Annotated in this window: 2 protein-coding genes; one reads left to right on the top strand and one right to left on the bottom strand. The window is 68.8% G+C overall.

Features of this window, described 5'->3' with window-relative positions:
* Window positions 1-1,180: pectinesterase family protein (locus tag AB0G02_RS37235; RefSeq protein WP_360804319.1), on the top strand; the 1,180-nt coding region annotated here is incomplete at its 5' end.
* Between the two features lie 456 nt (window positions 1,181-1,636).
* Here AB0G02_RS37235 and AB0G02_RS37230 read toward each other — a convergent pair.
* The gene (locus AB0G02_RS37230; protein ID WP_360804316.1) at window positions 1,637-1,834 is read right to left on the bottom strand and encodes a hypothetical protein; all 198 of its coding nucleotides are present in this window, start codon (window positions 1,832-1,834) and stop codon (window positions 1,637-1,639) included.
* Window positions 1,835-1,986: the final 152 nt, after the last annotated feature.

Genomic DNA, 1,986 nt, shown 5'->3' with positions numbered 1-1,986 from the left:
CACCGACACCAGCGCCTGGGGCTTCACCGCCGACCCCGCGTCGGGTGACGTGGTGGCGACCGACGTCGGGTACAACGCGAGCATCCCCACCGGCGGTTCGGTGGAAGTCGGGTTCAACGGGACGTGGAACAACAGCACCAACCCCGTCCCCACCGCCTTCACCCTCAACGGCGTCACGTGCACCGGCTCCACCACCACAACGACCACCACCAGCGGAACCACCACCACTTCTTCGTCTTCGACGACCACCACCACTCCGACCACGACGACCACGACCACGACGACGTCGTCGACCGCACGGCCGACCGTGGCGTCCGACGGCACCGGCACCTACCGCACCGTGCAGGCCGCCATCGACGCCGCGACCAGCAACAGCAGCACTCGCACGGTGATCACGATCAAACCGGGCACCTACCGCGAAGTGGTGCGGGTGCCGTCCACCAAGACCGCCATCACGCTCCAGGGCCTCGGCTCGTCACCGTCGAACACGGTGATCGTCTACAACAACTCGGCCGGCAGCAACGGCACGTTCAACAGCGCCAGCGCGTTCGTCGACGGGCGCGACTTCACGGCCACGAACCTGACCATCGCCAACGACTACAACGAGAACTCCAGCACCGTCGACCAGCAGGCGGTCGCGCTGCACCTCAACGCCGACCGCGCCGTGTTCCGCAACGTCCGACTGCTCGGGGACCAGGACACCTTCCTGGTCAACGAGCGCACCCGGGCGTACATGGTGGATTCCTACGTCGAGGGCACGGTCGACTTCATCTTCGGCGCGGGCACCATGGTCTTCGACCGCATGACCGTGCACGAGAAGCGCACGACGGGCGGCCCCATCACCGCCGCCAGCACCCCGAACACCAAGAAGTACGGCCTCCTGTTCTACCGCTGCACGATCACCGGCACGACCACCAACACCACCCAGCTGGGCCGCCCGTGGCGCCCGGACGCCCAAGTCCTGTACCGCGAGTCCACTCTGGACTCGACCCTCAAGACCTCCCAGCCGTGGACCGACATGTCCGGCAACTCGTGGCGCAACGCGCGTTTCCTGGAGTACCGCAACACGGGCCCAGGGGCCGGCACCAACTCCAACCGCCCCCAGCTGCCAGACTCCCAAGCCGCCGACTACACCCCGCAGAAGTACCTGGCGGGCACCGACGGCTGGAACCCCATGTAAACCCCTCCCGCCCCCGAGGACCGGAAGGTGGATGCACCCGAAGGCGTGATCCCCAAGCCTTCCCGTCATCCACCTTCTCCTCCACACTGGACCAAGCCACCACCCCACCAACCAACTCCACCCCACCAACCCTGGTCAGCCGTCAACCCCCGCCCCTCAATCGTGTGAACTTCGACAAGCGAAGAACAAAAACGCCGTTATCCGCCCGCCAAAACGTCGGTTGAAACGAAGAGGAGGCCCGACCAACCCACACACGCGCCATGCGAGGCCGCTGCAAGGTCGCGGCGAGGTCACCCGTGACCATCCCGAAGCAGTAGTAGAAGGGCACCGGGACGCAGATCCGGTCCTCCTCGCTGCACACAGGTCAGCCTGCGGGCCCGCGCAGGCCACCGGGCCGGCTCGCACGGCAGCGGCGGCGTGAGCGGATGGTGGCGGCGTCAGCGGATGGCGGCCGCGTCAGCGGATGGCGGGTCGTCCTCCGCGAGTCGCGCCGCTGCGCCGCCACAGCACGCCCACGGCGAGGGCGGCGAGCACGCCGAGCACGCCGCCGGCAGCGACGACCTGGTGGGGCGGGAGGTGTTCGGCGGCCAAGCCGGCGGCGGCGACGCCGAGACCTTGGGCGATCTTCAGCGCGGTGACGGCGAGGCCGTACACCTGGCCGCGGGCCTCGTCGGGGGTCCACAGGGCGAAGGTGGGGGAGGCGATGGCGTGGTAGGCGCTGGCCGCGCCGGAGGTACGTGCGGTTGTCCCACCCGTCGACCTCCACCGGCGTCACCGGCAGGTCGGCCCACTGCGGGAACTGGCCC

This window comes from Actinosynnema sp. NPDC023658, assembly GCF_040639995.1.
Classification (GTDB): domain Bacteria; phylum Actinomycetota; class Actinomycetes; order Mycobacteriales; family Pseudonocardiaceae; genus Actinosynnema.
This window is presented reverse-complemented; position numbering and strand designations above follow the sequence as displayed.